Source organism: Rhizobium sp. WSM1328, from assembly GCF_057653715.1.
The window spans coordinates 199,742-214,341 of record NZ_JBYGKO010000005.1; the positions used below are offsets into that span (position 1 = coordinate 199,742).

Here is a 14,600-nt window from a genome sequence, read left to right on the forward strand (position 1 = left end):
TCCATCCTTGTTAGAGCCGTTGAAGCCTTGATGCCGGCCGGACGCAACGTCCTGGGCGGTCCTGCTATCTGATATCGATACCCGCATCCATGGAAAGACAAAACCCGCCTGTCCGGCGGAGCGCGCCGTCTTCATCCGATTTTGAAATGCGCCTCGGTCGGGTCCATGTTGTTTACGGGTACCATGTCCTGGGGGCAGGCGGAGAAGACGATGATGAGATCCATCTCCGCCCTGAGGGCGATGTACTCGCCCGGCTTGCTGGCCGGAGGCTGGAATGAAAGGGCACCGTCGGCTTCGACCGGAACGTTCATGAACAGGTTGAGAGGGCTCGGGGTTCCCCCGGCCTTGAGCTGGATTGCCGCAAGCGCATTGTGGAGATTGTCGGTGCAATTGTCGTGATAGCCGTGTGCACCGAGTTGTCCGTATCGGTGAATGTCGCAGGCTGCCATCAACGTATCGTGGATACCGGGGGTCGTATCCTCGACGATGGTGAGAATCGGTTGGCGCCTGTTCGTCTTGAATACATCCCCGGCTTTCGGAAACAAGGTGAGCATCGACGCCCGGCTGTGCTCCATCGACATGAATTCGGTCAGGTCGGTTGCGTTATAGGCCCAAGTATCGACAACCTGGGATCCATGGGTGTTGATGACGGTGACCACGCGACCGGCGGCGACATGTGCGGCGATCCCTTTTCGGGCGGGAATCCGATACACCGAATTCGAATCCAGCTCTGTCTGCTTGTTCATTCCTCGAGACCTTCCGTGTCGTATCGTTGTGAATCAAAGAAGCAGAGTGGCTTAGCGAATTCCAATAATAATAATGGCATTCACTATAGCTAAAACCTATAATCAAATGAACCGATCACAGGGCGACAGGTTTGGCGTAATAGGGTAGATCATCCGTCCGCGCCTGATAACGGCCGGCCTTTTCCAGCTCATCGACATAGGACACAATTTCCTCCAGCGGAGCGAACCAGACATCTTTCGTGGAAAGGGTGTGTTCAAGCCAGCGCTCGACGACGCGCCATCGGGCCAGACGCCCCGTCAGGAACGGGTGCCAGATGCCCATCCAGAATCCACCAGCCTCGTATTGCGCATCGAACTCCTCGAAGGAGGCCGCGAGACCTTCCGTCGGCGACTTTACGGGCATCATGTAGCCGATCTCCGCGAAATGCGCGAAGGGAGGCCAGTCGTCCGAGCCCCAGTGCGGCGGCACCTCGAAAAGCGCGCCTCCCGCGGTTTTCATTCTGTAGGGAATGTCGTCCGCCATCAGGGATGAATCGTAGGTGAAGCCGTGTTCGATCAGGAGGTCGATCGTCGACTGAGTCGCGTTGTAGACGGGCGCTCTGTATCCCCGCGGTCTGCGTCCCGTCATCCTGACATGCACGTCGAGCGCCTTTTCGAACCAGTGGCGCTGTTCCGGCGGCGAAATCTCGCTCGGGTCCTCGTGGATGTATCCGTGATGGCCGATCTCGTGGCCGCCCGCCAAGATGGCATCAACGATGTCGGGATACTGGTTCATCGTCCAGGCCGGGATGAAGAAGGACTGCTTCAGACTAAGGCGCCTGTAGGTCTCCAGAATGCGCGGGACGGCAACCTGATCGTACCTGCCCATGGTGATCGGGTACAAACGGTCGAAACTGTCTTTTGGTTTCGCGATATGGATGAGACTGTCCGCGTCGATGTCGAAGGAGATCGAGCAGGCGCATCGTGCTCCGTTTGGCCAGGGGATCGGGTTCTGGATCATGGTTATTTTCCTTGTGATCTGAGAATATGGTCGATGCGGACCGCCGATCGAAGCAGGCGGCCATCGTGGCCATTCGGTGCTGAGAACAGAGCCGAGGTATTGCCGCCGGAACCGTCAGTGCCGGTCGGGATCGCGAAGCCCGGCATGTCGAGAAAGCTTCCGATCATCGTCAGCGACAGGGTTTCCAGGTTGACCCGCGAGAACACGTCGTCGTCTTCCACATCGAGAAGGTGCGGAGCCGCATGTTTGACCGTGGGGATGACAAGTATCCGGCCTCTGAGTGCCTGTGCCGCGTCGAGCATGAGTTGTCGCCGCTCGCGGTAAAGCGTGGTGACCTGCTCCTGAGAAAACCCTGATGATGCGAGGAGCCGCGAACGGACCCTACGGTCCAGGATGATACCGTTCTTGCTTGTCACGACGTCCTTCAGAAAAATCCACGCCTCATGGGAACCCAACCAGCCGCTTGTGGCGATGAGGTCGCGCACCCGTGAAATGACATCGACGCGGCCGGAGGTCACTCTGGCACCGGCCCGCGCAACCGCTGCCAGCGCGATTTCCAGATTTTTCCTGACGTCGGGCTGGACATCCAGTTCATTGAGGATCGCGCTATCGATCACGAGATCGAGTTGGTCCGTCGGGAGGGGGCGGACAGGCTCCGGGGCGATCCCGCGCATGGCCTGATCGATCAGCAGGCAATCCGAAGCGGAGCGCGCGATGGGGCCAAGCGTATCGAAGGAGCTGGCAAGCGGATGGACGCCCCGCATGGGATATCGACCCGTGGAGGGCCGAAATCCGTGCAAGCCGTTGAAAGCGGCGGGAACGCGAATGGACCCGGCCGTATCGGAGCCGATAGCGGCGAGGACGACGCCCCGCTCGACCGCGATCGCCGAGCCTGAAGACGACCCGCCCGGGACGCGCTGTTCCGGGGCATAGCCGGGAATCGGAGTTCCAAAATGGGGGTTGATGCCAAGGCCGGAGAACGCAAACTCGCTGAGGTTTGTTTTTCCGATCGATATGAGCCCCACACCGTGGATCGAGGAGACAACCTCGGCATCCTCTCGGGCCGGTGCCAGATTTCTGCGGATCTCCGATCCCGCGGTCGTCACGGTTCCGGCAATGTCGAGGAGATCCTTGACCGCAATCGGAACACCGTCGAAGGCACTCAGCGGCTTGCCCTCCCGGTGGCGACGATCCGACGCTTCGGCCCGAACCAAAGCCTGATCGGCCTGGATGGATATGAAGGCATGGGGCGCGGAGACGGCCCGCGACAATGCCTCATCGACAAGCTGCATCGATGTTGTTCGACCGGTGGCAAGGGCCAGCGCGACTTCGGAAAGGCTTTGCATTTGGAGTTCTTTCCGGCTCACTCGGCAGCGATCGGGCAAACTTGGCCGATCAGCTGGTCGACGAGGCACGGCACCGCCTCAAAAGCCTCCCGGACCGATTTTTCATGCCTTTCGTCGCCGAATTCCTGATAGTCGATGGCAAGCACGTGGCTCTCTTCGACGCCGAGATAGTTGGCGCAGGTGACAATGTGCGTCTCCAGATGGTTCATGTGTTCGCGAACCCCACCGACGCCGAAGCCGAACTCGCCTCTCGCGCTGAGTATGACGAGCGTCTTGCCCGACATGATCGGTGCCAGGGGGTAGTCGCCTCTTTGAAGATCGAAAGTGAAGGTTTTCCCGATCCGGATGACTTTGTCGAACCAGGACTTGAGAGCCGCGGGCATTCCATAATTGTGCATCGGCGCGCCGATGACGATCAGGTCTGAACGGCCGACCTCGTCGATGAGGGTGTCGGAGAGCTTCAGTTCCCGCTGTTGAGCCGGAGTGAGCGTCTCGGCGGGCGTGAAGACGGCGGCGATCCATTCTTCGGTGATGATCGGCGGTGGAGACCGTCCGATATCACGCGTTATGACGACCGCCGACGGATCCTTTGTCTTCCAGTGATCGACAAAGGCCGCAGAAAGCCGACGGCTTAAGGATCGGTCGCCGCGAGGGCTCGCATCAATATGCAAAATCGTGGTCATGAATATGCCTTTCGCTGAAGATCTAAGACCGTTGGATCATCGCGCAGATCGGCATGCATGCGTTATTGAGGTTTCTTTTGGAACTCTTGAGTTAAACTTAAGAATAAATCCCGGCCAGAACGCAGAGGCAGCCATATAGGGCTGCCAAGCAATCCCGTCTTACATGCTTCTCCCCTACTTTCCACTTTGGCTCAACCCGGGTTGAGAAGTTTTCATTTTCATAAATCTGTCACACCTGCGGAAAGTGGCGTCCGGGAGTAGGAGCAACAACCTGACAGGGGAATCCAATGTCAAAATCCGCCAATTTCACCTCAGACGAACTGTCGGCATACGACGTCCATGGCATCGCGCCGGTTCCAGTGTCGCACCGAACGTCGTCACCACTCGACCAATTCTGGATCTGGGCCGGCGCGAACGTCGCTCCGATCAACTGGGTTCTGGGAGCGCTCGGAATCCAGATGGGGCTTAGCCTCTGGGATACGTTTCTCGTCATTGCGATCGGCAATCTCGTGGGGGCAGCGCTTTTCGCCACATTCTGCCTCATGGGATACCGAACCGGCGTTCCGCAGATGGTTCTCACTCGCCTCGCCTTCGGTCGCCGCGGCGCCTACCTGCCGACTTTCGTGCAGCTTCTCATGGCGATGGGCTGGGTGGCGACGAACACCTGGATCGTACTCGATCTTTCGGTCGCTGCGCTCGATCGCATGGGAATTGGTGGTGGGATGGAGGTGAAATATGCGATCGCCCTCGTCATCATGGTGGTCCAGATCGGGATAGCCGCCTGGGGCTTCAATGCGATCAAGTATTTCGAGCGCTACACGATGCCGGCGATCCTGCTGATCATGGTCGCGATGACATTCATGGCGTCTTTTACGGTTGATATCCAATGGTCCACCTCAACAGTCACGGGTATCGCGCGGTGGTCCGCGATGAGCCAGCTGATGACGGCAATCGGTATTGGCTGGGGCATATCCTGGCTGGTCTATGCGTCTGACTACACGCGGTTTTCAAAACCAGGCTTGAAACCGTCCAGCGTCTTCAAGGCAACGTTCCTGGGAATGTTCGTGCCCACGGTCTGGCTCGCCACGCTCGGCGCGGCGATTGCTTCCGCCGGCGTCGGGTCCGATCCGGCCCAGCTCATCATCGCGGCGTTTGGCGTGATGGCCTTGCCGGTCCTGCTCGTGCTGGTTCACGGGCCGATCGCAACGAACATCGTCGTCATTTATTCCGCCGCGCTTTCAAGCCTTGCCATGGATATCAACAAGCCCCGCTGGGTCGTTTCGCTCGCTTGCGGCGTTGCGGGATCGATCATTCTCTACGGCTTCATGCAGTCGCAAGATTTCGCGCATGCGTTCGAAACGTTCATGGTGACGATGGTCGTCTGGATCAGCCCCTGGGCTGGCGTAACCGCTGCCGATTTCTTCGTTATGCGCCGCGGGTCGATCAATGTCGACGAATTGTACAAGCCGCACACGACGAGCCGGCTCGGTGACGTCAACTGGACCGGCGTCCTGTCATTGCTGGTCGGCGTCTTCGCTGCCTATCTCTTCCAGATGAGCGTCGTCGAAGTCCTTCAAGGCCCCCTTGCCCTTGGCCTGGGCGGAATTGATCTTTCCTGGCTGGCCGGCTTTGTCGTCGCGTTCATGGCCTACATCGTTTCTCACAAGCTCCGAAGGACCGCGGATGTCGGCGCGTCCGCACTGACGTTGCCTGTCCGTGGCGAATGAGACCGAAGGGGTCGCGGCAGCGCGACCATCTCTCCGAGAAAAGGAAATGCAATGACTATCGTTCTTCAACAGGACAGCGTCCTGAAGGCGCTTTCCGGCGGGGCTGAAACCGATTCTTTCCTCGGCAACGTGGTGGAATTGGCGATCGTCACGAGCGATCACAAACGTACCATGGACGGCCTGCTGAAGCTCGGCATTGGACCTTGGCGCGTCTACAAGTTCAGCCCCGAAAACACGGAAAACCAGACCTACAGGGGTGAAGCGGTTTCATTCGAGCTCACCGTCTGCTTTGCGCAGTCTGGCAATATGGTCTGGGAACTGATGGAGCCGGTCTCGGCCCGACGATCTTCGCGGACTTCCTCAAGGCGCACGGCGAAGGCATTCATCACGTGGCCTATGACTGCAACAATATCCCCTTCGAGGAACGGATTGCGGAATTCGAGCGCCGCGGTTTCAAGAAGATACAATCGGGGTCGTGGATGGGGCGTAACCACTTCGCATTCTTCGCCACCGAGGAGGATACAACCACCTGCTTCGAGACATATGCGTTCCCGGATGACTGGGACTATCCGGAACCCGACTCCTGGTATCCACCGCTGCGGGATTGAGCCCGACTTAAAAATCCTGCCCGCCCTTTGAGGGGGTGGACAGGACCGACGGCTTCAAGGATGCCGAAATGGCTTGGTTTTATCTCGCGCTGGCGGGGTTTTTCGAGTGTGGGTCGGGGATCGAACCGAAATATACGCACGGCTTCACACGGACTCGGTAAACGTCCGGTGGCTCCGTTTCATGACCATACGCCCGCGTCAGGAAAACCTAGGCCGCTAATCCACGCGACCGTCATTGAAAGCCTTGCGCAGGATCTCCACGAAATCCAGTGCTACACGCGATAGCTGGTCGTGAATGGGGTAAAGAATGGCGATCTGGTATGTGATCGTCGGCTCGAAAGGGCGCAGTTCGACCTTGTCGGTAAAGGCCGCGCTGATCACAGGGTCGATAAGCCCGACGCCGTGACCGGAAGCGACGAATTCGCAAGCGCTCGTGAGGAATTCCGTCTCAACAACGACATTCCAGGCGGCATTCATCTTTGAAAAAGCAGCGGCGATACTGAGGTAGAGGGGATCGCCCTTGAAAAGAGTCACGAAGGGAATTCCGTCGAGCTCTCGTGGCGTGAGCGTGTCGAAGCGACACAGCGGATGTCCCTTCGGAAGCATGCATACGCAATCGAACGAGAACACCTCCATATGCGAGATAGGATAATTCGTCGGAAGTTCGGAGATCGCGATGTCGAATGTATTCGTAGAGATTAGTTCCTTGACCGCCTGGGATGGCCGCGTGATGATCTTGAGTTGCAGGTCGGGCCTGTCCGCCGCGAACGATGACATGAGCCGTGGCAGCAAGCTTATCGAAACATTGGGATAGGCAACGATGCTGAGGGAACCGCGCCGGCCGGACCTGATCTCCCGCGCGGCCTGCGCAGTTCCTTCGATCGCGTCGAGGGCCTTGCTTGCTTCAACGTAAAATAGCTGGGCTTCGGGGGTCGGATGCAGCCGCGAACCACGTCTGACGAAAAGCGTCAGGCCAATCGAATGTTCAAGTGCGGCAATCGTGGTGCTGACGGCAGGCTGCGACATTCTAAGCATTTCCGCGGCGCGGGTCATGGTGCCGTGGAGCATGAGCGCGCGAAAGCATTCGAGTTGTCGTAATCTCATGCCTTCTGGTAATTTCTTCTTCGGCCAACCACAATCGTTTTTCTGCTGTCGCGGATTGATACCTTCAATCGGCATCGGCAGACCTGGTCGTCGGCGCTTCAGGTGCGGCTCGATGCATCATCGCGATCTTGCACGGCTATCTGTTCGGGAAAATATTCCGTGAAATCGAGCATGGAGGCTCAGGCGAATGAGCAGTATCAAGGTTCGGCCGCCTCTTCTGGCGATTTTTGTCATTGGCGTCGTGGGTGTCGGATTCGCGATCGGTCTAACCATCAGGCCGGGCGCGTGGTACGAGTCGCTCGAGAAGCCGTTCTTCACCCCTCCAAACTGGGTGTTCGGTCCAGTGTGGACAGTCGTATATTTGCTGATCGCGATAGCGGGCTGGCGCGTAGCGTTGAGCGAAGGTTTCAGCTCGTCGGCGTTCCGTCTTTGGGGATTGCAGATGGTGTTGAATTGGGCGTGGACCCCGATCTTCTTTGGTGCCCACTCTATCTCGCTGGGGCTGATAACGATCCTGAGCTTGTCGGCGGTTGCTATGTTTTTTATGGCCAAGGCTCGTGACGGGTGGGCGTTCTGGTGTTTCGCACCGTATATTGTCTGGCTGTGTTATGCTTCCGCATTGAACGCGGCAATCCTGGCGCTCAACTGAGATGGATTATTTCCGAGGTGCTCCTCAGGCAAACCGCAAACTATCCTTCGCGATCGCCTGGAGGACGAAGTGCTTCCCCATTTTGCCGAACGGAAGGCGATCGCAAGGCGGATGGATATATTGCGGCCACCGCCGTAGCGAACGGCCTTGCCGTCGCAACTCGCGACACAAGCCCTTTGAGGTCGCTGGGTTGAAAGTGATTAGCCCCTGGCTCCCATAAACATCCTGTGATTTTAGGTGCCGTGGGTTCGACTCCCATCAAGCCCGGCTATGCTCAGCGACTGATTGCATAGTTATTCATTCGGTATCTTCGAATTCCGGAGGACGGGATCTGCATTGCTTCACAGATGGTTGGTCTGGGCGGCAAGGCAGATAGCTTCACGAGATTCCTGATGGTTTCAGATAATTCTCACAGAAACCGGCGACCGGTGGACAACCTGTGTCCGGGATCAAGACGCTGTCACCAGGCATGATGACGGTGAGGAAAACCGACACCATAAGGCTTTGCCAGAAGACATTACCGCATCAAACGGCCCAACGAGCTTGCGCATCACATTCCATTCAAACGAGGAAGGCGTGAATTTTCAGGTGGTTCACCAAGTTCCGAACCAATTAGTCGCTTCGGGCGCGACCACTGCTCACGTGATACTTCGCTAAGAACAAGACCATGACCTGGCCGATCGGGAGCATAGGCGAATCCATCGCGAATTAGGATCGGCTGCTCCACAAGGTGATCAAAATTCTGGAACGAGTATTCGAGCCACTCGACTTCCGGGAGTGCGACGGCCATGTGGACGCCTACTTCCAGGAACGTATTTCCCAAGCAAACCGGAATGCCAAGCTCGGCAGCCAGCCATCCGATGCGCATGACGTCCGTGACCTGGCCATGAACATTGAGCAGATCGGTTGCGAAGTTCTCCATGAGAAGACGCTTTCCACTGGCATCCAGATACTCTCCGCTGTTGATCTGCGTCCAGTTCACGGCGTGACGGAGCGTACGCAAGCCCTCGAAGTCATGGCGAAGAATTGGATCCTCTACCCACAGCAGGTCATGGCCCGCATCGCGGATCGCCGTCAATTTGACGAGCGCCTCCTTGGAATTCCAGGCTTCATTCGGGTCGATCATAATCTGCGACCCGGCGGGGACGACCTCTTTGAGCAGGTCGAGCCGGCGCATGTCCCGCCGGAAGTCGGGATGACCGACCTTGATCTTGAATGCCTGGTAGCCGAGGGCGGCGGCGTGCGAGAACAGCGCGCGGAATGCCTCGTCGCTGAGATGAAAGTCTAGACCGCTGGCATAGGCGCGGACCCGGTCACGGCGGCTTCCGAGCAGCTTATGCAAAGGCAATCCCACTTCCTTGGCCGCCAGGTCCCACAATGCGACCTGAAGAGCTTCGTGAAACGGCAGCGAGAAAGCCCGCTGATTGCCGCCTCGCGGGCGGTTGACGCGATGGACCAGCCCGATCGCTTCTTGCCCCGCGATCGCGGGCCATGCTTCATGCTTGAACACGGCTTCGATCTCTGCTTGATCCGGCAGGGGATGAAAGAGCGTTTGAATAAAGCCGAGCCCAACCTTTCCGGTTTCGCCGATAAGTTCGAGAGCGGCCACGTTGACGTCATCTGCACGGACCTGACTGTCGCCGATTACCCTGTCGCGGGCGAATTGAAATCGGGTTATACGAAATCCGGATAGGGGCATGGAGCGTGCTTTCTGATCGCTTTATATTGATAACTGATCTATCAGAGGTATTATCGGACGGATGAAGAAATCGCAAGCGCGCAAAGCGAAGGCAACTGTACCGGAGGTCGCTGCCCCCCGGCTCAGCGATCTCGCCTATGATCGCATCCTCGAAAGCCTGTTTGAACGAAGGGTCCCTGTTGGCGCATTTATCTCCCAAAGCGAACTGTCCGAGATTGTCAGCGTGCCAGTTGCGCCGCTTCGCGATGCGTTGCGCATGCTGGAAGCCGAAGGCATTCTGACAATCCATCCTCGTTCCGGCATCCAGTTCGTGAGGCCCGGCCTTGAGCTGACGCGCTCGACGTACCAATTCCGCGCGATCATTGAACGCTCAGCGATTCGCGTGTTCGCCGAGGAAGCCGGAGAGGACTTGATGAACAGCCTGGAAGTCCGGCATTCCAGGCTTTTGCGAAAGCTCGAGAAGGATGGTCTAACGCCTGACCATATTGCGGAAATGGACCTCATCGAGCTCGATCTTCACGGTCAAATCATCGCCGCCTTGCGCAATCCACTCATCGATACCGCATACCGGCGCATGCACAACTATCTGCGTTTGCTGCGATTGGAGCGCAAGGTGACGCCCCCCATGCTTATTCGAACGCTGAAGGAGCATCTGGAAATCCTTGAAGCATGCTCTTCGAGAAACGCCGACACGGCCGAGAAGGCGCTTCAAGCCCATTTCCAGGCGGCGATAAATCGCAATCTCGGCTTGGCTTGATCCCAGGCTATCTAGGTCAACTCCGGTGTTGCCGTGCATGCAAAAGGCTGCTATCTCCATCTGATCGATCAGATCGCCATTCTGATATCTGGGAGGATGAAGAGATGCAGATCACCAAACGCGAATTCCTTGTTGCGACAGCAGCGCTAGCGCTTGCCAGTGGTGTCCGCTCCGCAAGTGCTGCCACAGCGATCAATTATTGGCATCACTTCGCCAGCCAGTCGGAAATGGCCGGCCTGGTGAAAATCATCGAGCTGTTTGGGAAATCCCATCCAGGCATCACGGTCACACAAGAGAGCATTCCGAATTCGGAATATATGGCCAAGGTTTCATCGGCTGTCGTGGCCGGCGGGCGGCCCGACACCGGAATGGTCATTGCGGAACGCTTTGCCGATCTGACGGCGATGGGCGCGCTGACCGATATCACCGAGCGGGTAAAAGGATGGAAGGGAAAAGCCAATCTGCCGGACAACCGGTGGGCTGGCATGTCTCAGGACGGCGCGATATACGCGGTTCCGGCCTATGCTTTCGTCGACTGGATGTACTACCGGAAAGACTATTTCGAAGAAGCGGGCCTTTCGGGCCCACCAAGGACTTTTGATGAGTTTGTCACCGCTTGCCGGAAGCTCACCGATCCGGCAAAGGGACGCTACGCTTTCGGAATGCGCGGGGGCGCGGGGGCGTTCAAATACGTCATCGACGTCATGGAGGCCTTTGGCTCGCCAATTGTAAAGGACGGTCAGGCGGCCATCGATAAGGCTGCCGCGGTGGAGGCGATCACCTTCTACTCAAGTCTGTTCTTGAAAGAGAAAGTCGTTCCTCCAAGTGTGCCGAACGACAGCTATCGGCAGATCATGGAAGGTTTCCGAACTGGCCAGACAGCCATGGTCTGGCACCATACCGGATCGCTGATCGAAATCTCGGCCGCCTTGAAGCCGGGAGAGCAGTTCGCCACCGCTCCAATGCCCGCGGGACCGAAGGCACATATCGCGCGTGTTGCCTACGCCGGCAACGGCATCATGAAGGACGACAATATCGACGCTGCCTGGGACTGGATCAGCTTCTGGGGAGAAAAAGACGCTGCGATAGCCTTGTTGGAAGCGACGGGTTATTTCCCGGCATCAACGGCAGCGCTTGAGGATGAGCGCATCAAGACCAATCCAATCTACCAAGCCGCTTCGCAGACGCTCGACTTCGGTCGTCTGCCGAACAGTTTCGTCGGCGCTGCGGGCTGGTCCGAAAATGTCGTCAATCCCACGTTCCAATCCGTTCTGACGGGTCAACTCACCCCTGAGCAGGCCGTCGACCGAATGATCGAGGGTCTGGAGACCGCGCTCCGGTAGTGAAGCCGACGCGACGAGAAGTCGTCGCGTCCCAGAGGACGGCAAGTCGCCGTGAAAAAATGAAGCCAGCCTTGCACCGTGGTCCACTTACGCTTCTCGGCGACCTGTCCGAAACACGCTACTGGGTCTACTTTCTGCTGTTTCCGAGCCTGATCCTGCTTTTGCTGGTGGTCGCCTATCCGACCCTTTATGGCTTCGTCATCAGTGTACGTGAAATGCGTCTCACCCGACCAGCTCTCAACGGCTGGGTCGGGGCAAAGCACTACGTCGCGATGATGTCGGATCGGGTGTTTTGGATATCATTGAAGAACACGGCGATCTGGGTGGCCGCAGCCATCGCAATCGAGGTGACACTTGGCTTCATCGCCGCAGTCGCGCTGAACCGCAATGTTCCAGGCACGAAGCTATTTGGTGTGTTGATCCTGCTTCCCTACTTTTTGCCGAACGTTGTCGCAGGGCATATGTGGGCGCTTTTGCTCGACCCTCGTCTGGGTGTCATCAACGATCTGCTGGTGCGCAGCGGCGTGTTGAGCACCTACAAGGCATGGTTCGCCGATCCGGCCACAGCCCTGGCCGCGACTATCCTTGTTGAGGCATGGCATGGGTTTCCATTCTTCGCACTGCTGTTTCTGGCCGGTCTCAAAGGCATTCCCGAAGATCTTTACAAAGCCGCTGCTGTCGACGGCGCAGGGCCGGTTCGGCAGTTCAAACTGATCACCGTGCCGATGCTGAGAACGGTGATCACCGCGGCCGTTATCCTGCGCGTGATCAGCCTGGTGAACTCACCCGATTTGCTGCTTGTTCTGACAGGTGGGGGGCCAGGAAACGCCACGCAGGTGCTGTCGCTCTATGCCTTCCAAACCGCCTATCGCGAATTCAATTTCGGATATGCCGGGGCACTCTCGGTCGTCATGTTCGTCATCCTCATGGTGTTCGCAACCCTCTACATCAAGTTCACGCGGGTCTCCAAGGAATGACGATTTTCAAAACCCGTCGCGGTCGCCGCCTCATGGCCGATATCCTGACCTATGCCGTGCTCTTGATGATGACGACTTTCTGCCTCGGACCCATCGTCTGGATGTTTTTGACGTCCCTGAAGAACGAAGCCGACATCGTGACCTCCCAGATGCAGTACATTCCCCGCACGATTACGTTGCAGAACTACCGCGCAATCTGGACGCAATCGAATTTTCCGGTGCTGATCACAAACAGCCTGGTGGTGACGACGATCACGGTGGCGATCTGCGTCCTGACTGGAACGCTTGCAGCCTACGCATTCTCGCGGCTATCGTTCAGGGGCCGCGACAGACTAATGCTCAGCTACCTCCTGGTGCGGATGTTCCCGGCCGTCATGGTGATCATTCCGCTCTTTGTGATGATGCGGACCGTTGGCCTCGTCGACAGCCGCTTCGGCTTGGCGCTTGCCTATACCAGCTTCCTGCTGCCGCTGTTCGTCTGGATGCTTAAAGGTTTCTTTGACGCGGCCCCGAAAGAGCTTGAAAGCGCCGCCCGTATCGATGGGTCCACCAGATTGGGCGCCATGGTGCGCATCGTCTTGCCGCTCGCGCGCAACGGTCTTGTCGCCAGCTCGGTGTTTATCGCGATCGCCGCCTGGAACGAGTTCATTTTCGCGCTGATGCTGACGACCGGACAGGGATCGAGGACCTGGCCGGTCGGTCTGCAACTGATGGTCGGCGAGTTTCAACTGCCCTGGGGCGTTCTTGCTGCGGGTGGCATGCTCAGTATTCTGCCAGTCGTCATTCTGTTTGCGTTCGTCCAGCGCGCGATGGTCCAGGGCCTCACCGCAGGCGCGGTCAAGGGTTAGGAGACGATCATGTCGAGCTTGTCCATCAGGGATGTTCAAAAGTCTTATGGCGCATTCAAGGTGCTGCACGGAGTAGACGTCGACCTCGAGGATGGTGGCTTTCTCGTGCTCCTTGGACCGTCAGGATGCGGCAAGTCGACCTTGCTCAATATCATTGCGGGATTGGATGAGCCGTCGTCTGGTGATATCGCGATCGGCGATCGATCCGTGACGGCCCTCCCACCGAAGGATCGAAACATCGCCATGGTATTCCAGTCCTACGCGCTCTATCCGACCATGTCGGTTGAGCGGAACATTGGCTTTGGCCTCGAGATGCGTGGTGTTCCGGAGCAGCAGCGCAGGGCGGAGGTGCAAAAGGCGGCCGAACTGCTGCAGATCGGCCACCTTCTCGATCGGCTTCCAGCCAACCTCTCCGGCGGGCAGAGGCAGCGCGTTGCCATGGGGCGGGCGATTGTTCGCAGTCCGGATCTGTTTCTCTTCGACGAGCCGCTCTCAAACCTTGACGCGAAGCTGCGCGTCGAGATGAGGACCGAGATAAAAAGGCTGCACGAACGCCTCGGCACGACTATCGTCTACGTGACCCACGATCAGATCGAGGCGATGACGCTGGCGACCAAAGTCGCGGTGATGAAGGGCGGCTATGTCCAGCAGCTTGCCGATCCCAGGACCATCTACGAACGACCTGCAAACATGTTCGTCGCCGGCTTTATCGGATCTCCCGCGATGAACTTCATCAGGGGCGAATTGATCTCGGACGACGGCGGCTCCCGGTTTGAGAGCGGTGGCGTGATCGTGCCTGTCAGTATACCAGATAGCGCAGCCAGACGCCGGGATTGTGTCCTTGGGGTAAGACCGGAAGAGCTTAAGGTCGTCGAGAGGGATAATGCCGCGATCCACGGAGTGATAGACGTCGTGGAACCAACGGGTCCAGACACAATGGTCACCGCTGTGGTTGGCGACCACGCGATCGTGGCCAGAGCTGAAGCGCGCTTCCAGGGACGCAGAAGCGATCAGGTTCGTTTTAGCGTCGATGCGCAGAGCATCAACCTGTTCGATGCTGAAACTCAGGATCGAATAGAAACGGGGGTTAACCCACAGCACTTGTGAATTATC

At 57.8% G+C, this 14,600-nt stretch carries 14 protein-coding genes and 1 pseudogene; 8 read left to right on the plus strand and 7 right to left on the minus strand.

What is annotated here, in order from left to right; translation table 11 throughout:
• Positions 1–131 precede the first annotated feature (131 nt).
• The 4 genes from AC2444_RS35355 to AC2444_RS35370 form a co-directional block, all read right to left on the minus strand.
• The gene (locus AC2444_RS35355; protein ID WP_128450271.1) at positions 132–746 is read right to left on the minus strand and encodes a DUF1989 domain-containing protein; all 615 of its coding nucleotides are present in this window, start codon (positions 744–746) and stop codon (positions 132–134) included.
• A gap of 115 nt (positions 747–861) precedes the next feature.
• Positions 862–1,746 carry a polysaccharide deacetylase family protein gene (locus AC2444_RS35360; RefSeq protein WP_128407785.1) on the minus strand — a complete coding sequence of 295 codons (885 nt, stop codon included), beginning with the start codon at positions 1,744–1,746 and terminating at the stop codon, positions 862–864.
• Positions 1,747–1,748: 2 nt separating this feature from the next.
• Positions 1,749–3,092 (minus strand): amidase family protein, encoded by a 1,344-nt coding sequence (locus AC2444_RS35365; RefSeq protein ID WP_017997335.1) that lies wholly within the window; start codon positions 3,090–3,092, stop codon positions 1,749–1,751.
• A 17-nt stretch (positions 3,093–3,109) separates the two neighbouring features.
• The gene (locus tag AC2444_RS35370) at positions 3,110–3,775 is read right to left on the minus strand and encodes an FMN-dependent NADH-azoreductase (protein WP_003555084.1); all 666 of its coding nucleotides are present in this window, start codon (positions 3,773–3,775) and stop codon (positions 3,110–3,112) included.
• Positions 3,776–4,062: 287 nt separating this feature from the next.
• Between AC2444_RS35370 and AC2444_RS35375 the strand changes: the two genes are divergently transcribed.
• Positions 4,063–5,502 (plus strand): purine-cytosine permease family protein, encoded by a 1,440-nt coding sequence (locus tag AC2444_RS35375; RefSeq protein WP_003555083.1) that lies wholly within the window; start codon positions 4,063–4,065, stop codon positions 5,500–5,502.
• A 248-nt stretch (positions 5,503–5,750) separates the two neighbouring features.
• Here AC2444_RS35375 and AC2444_RS35380 read toward each other — a convergent pair whose 3' ends face one another.
• Both AC2444_RS35380 and AC2444_RS35385 read right to left on the minus strand, forming a co-directional pair.
• Positions 5,751–5,969, minus strand: a complete 219-nt coding sequence (locus AC2444_RS35380; protein ID WP_245461317.1) for a hypothetical protein — start codon at positions 5,967–5,969, stop codon at positions 5,751–5,753.
• A 357-nt stretch (positions 5,970–6,326) separates the two neighbouring features.
• Positions 6,327–7,289 carry a LysR substrate-binding domain-containing protein gene (locus AC2444_RS35385; protein ID WP_245461318.1) on the minus strand — a complete coding sequence of 321 codons (963 nt, stop codon included), beginning with the start codon at positions 7,287–7,289 and terminating at the stop codon, positions 6,327–6,329.
• Between the two features lie 112 nt (positions 7,290–7,401).
• Between AC2444_RS35385 and AC2444_RS35390 the strand changes: the two genes are divergently transcribed.
• Positions 7,402–7,863 (plus strand): TspO/MBR family protein, encoded by a 462-nt coding sequence (locus AC2444_RS35390; protein WP_012760403.1) that lies wholly within the window; start codon positions 7,402–7,404, stop codon positions 7,861–7,863.
• Positions 7,864–7,887: 24 nt separating this feature from the next.
• Positions 7,888–8,083, plus strand: a pseudogene (locus tag AC2444_RS35395) (PIN domain-containing protein); the annotation flags it as partial.
• Positions 8,084–8,413: 330 nt separating this feature from the next.
• Here the strand turns inward: AC2444_RS35395 and AC2444_RS35400 are convergent.
• A complete protein-coding gene (locus AC2444_RS35400; RefSeq protein WP_012760402.1) occupies positions 8,414–9,562 on the minus strand; it encodes a mandelate racemase/muconate lactonizing enzyme family protein in 1,149 nt (382 codons plus the stop codon).
• A gap of 61 nt (positions 9,563–9,623) precedes the next feature.
• Here AC2444_RS35400 and AC2444_RS35405 point away from each other — a divergent pair, with 61 nt between their 5' ends.
• The 5 genes from AC2444_RS35405 (at position 9,624) to AC2444_RS35425 (ending at position 14,594) form a co-directional block, all read left to right on the plus strand.
• On the plus strand, positions 9,624–10,319 hold the full coding sequence (locus AC2444_RS35405) for a GntR family transcriptional regulator (protein ID WP_017997329.1): 696 nt from the start codon (positions 9,624–9,626) through the stop codon (positions 10,317–10,319).
• A 104-nt stretch (positions 10,320–10,423) separates the two neighbouring features.
• Positions 10,424–11,662, plus strand: coding sequence for an ABC transporter substrate-binding protein (locus AC2444_RS35410; RefSeq protein ID WP_012760400.1), 1,239 nt, complete (start codon positions 10,424–10,426; stop codon positions 11,660–11,662).
• Positions 11,663–11,721: 59 nt separating this feature from the next.
• Positions 11,722–12,639, plus strand: coding sequence for a carbohydrate ABC transporter permease (locus tag AC2444_RS35415; protein ID WP_017997327.1), 918 nt, complete (start codon positions 11,722–11,724; stop codon positions 12,637–12,639).
• Complete coding sequence (locus AC2444_RS35420) at positions 12,636–13,487, plus strand: carbohydrate ABC transporter permease (protein WP_017997326.1); 852 nt, start codon at positions 12,636–12,638, stop codon at positions 13,485–13,487. The genes AC2444_RS35415 and AC2444_RS35420 overlap by 4 nt, the downstream gene beginning before the upstream one ends.
• Before the next feature lie 9 nt (positions 13,488–13,496).
• The gene (locus AC2444_RS35425) at positions 13,497–14,594 is read left to right on the plus strand and encodes an ABC transporter ATP-binding protein (protein ID WP_012760397.1); all 1,098 of its coding nucleotides are present in this window, start codon (positions 13,497–13,499) and stop codon (positions 14,592–14,594) included.
• The last annotated feature ends 6 nt before the right edge of the window (positions 14,595–14,600 follow it).

Bases quoted from the DNA above. Each gene is read 5' to 3' on its own strand.
- AC2444_RS35370 (WP_003555084.1), bottom strand. From the start codon at position 3,775: ATGACCACGATTTTGCATATTGATGCGAGCCCTCGCGGCGACCGATCC.
- AC2444_RS35365 (WP_017997335.1), bottom strand. From the start codon at position 3,092: ATGCAAAGCCTTTCCGAAGTCGCGCTGGCCCTTGCCACCGGTCGAACA.
- AC2444_RS35385 (WP_245461318.1), bottom strand. From the start codon at position 7,289: ATGCCGATTGAAGGTATCAATCCGCGACAGCAGAAAAACGATTGTGGT.
- AC2444_RS35415 (WP_017997327.1), top strand. From the start codon at position 11,722: ATGAAGCCAGCCTTGCACCGTGGTCCACTTACGCTTCTCGGCGACCTG.
- AC2444_RS35390 (WP_012760403.1), top strand. From the start codon at position 7,402: ATGAGCAGTATCAAGGTTCGGCCGCCTCTTCTGGCGATTTTTGTCATT.
- AC2444_RS35360 (WP_128407785.1), bottom strand. From the start codon at position 1,746: ATGATCCAGAACCCGATCCCCTGGCCAAACGGAGCACGATGCGCCTGC.
- AC2444_RS35425 (WP_012760397.1), top strand. From the start codon at position 13,497: ATGTCGAGCTTGTCCATCAGGGATGTTCAAAAGTCTTATGGCGCATTC.
- AC2444_RS35420 (WP_017997326.1), top strand. From the start codon at position 12,636: ATGACGATTTTCAAAACCCGTCGCGGTCGCCGCCTCATGGCCGATATC.
- AC2444_RS35400 (WP_012760402.1), bottom strand. From the start codon at position 9,562: ATGCCCCTATCCGGATTTCGTATAACCCGATTTCAATTCGCCCGCGAC.
- AC2444_RS35375 (WP_003555083.1), top strand. From the start codon at position 4,063: ATGTCAAAATCCGCCAATTTCACCTCAGACGAACTGTCGGCATACGAC.
- AC2444_RS35410 (WP_012760400.1), top strand. From the start codon at position 10,424: ATGCAGATCACCAAACGCGAATTCCTTGTTGCGACAGCAGCGCTAGCG.
- AC2444_RS35405 (WP_017997329.1), top strand. From the start codon at position 9,624: ATGAAGAAATCGCAAGCGCGCAAAGCGAAGGCAACTGTACCGGAGGTC.
- AC2444_RS35355 (WP_128450271.1), bottom strand. From the start codon at position 746: ATGAACAAGCAGACAGAGCTGGATTCGAATTCGGTGTATCGGATTCCC.